At 57.0% G+C, this 279-nt stretch carries 1 protein-coding gene; it reads right to left on the bottom strand.

What is annotated here, in order from left to right; genetic code table 11:
- Positions 1–220: ABC transporter permease subunit (locus SB756_RS29565; RefSeq protein ID WP_410913114.1), on the bottom strand; the 220-nt coding region annotated here is incomplete at its 3' end.
- Positions 221–279: the final 59 nt, after the last annotated feature.

The following is a 279-nucleotide window of genomic DNA, read 5'->3' as shown; positions in this document are numbered from 1 at the left end:
GCATATAATCTTCGCTTAAAACATCGACAAACGACGCGCGGGTAAAGCGCGCCATCACGGCGGCCACTGCCGCGCCGAGCGTCAGGGAGGGTAAAATGTAGTGCTGCCAACTGTCTGCTCCCACGGTAGGCAGCCAGCCCAGTTCAACGGAGAATACCTGAATTAAAAGCATCCCCAGAGCAAATGCCGGAAACGAGATCCCCGACACCGCAATGGTCATACTCAATCGATCCGGCCAACGGTTACGCCAGACGGCGGCGATAATTCCCGCCGCCATAC

The organism is Pseudomonas sp. SIMBA_068 (assembly GCF_046534705.1).
GTDB classification, from domain to species: domain Bacteria; phylum Pseudomonadota; class Gammaproteobacteria; order Pseudomonadales; family Pseudomonadaceae; genus Aquipseudomonas; species Aquipseudomonas putida.
The sequence above is the reverse complement of the archived record's forward strand: the minus strand, read 5'-3'. Positions and strand labels throughout refer to the sequence as shown.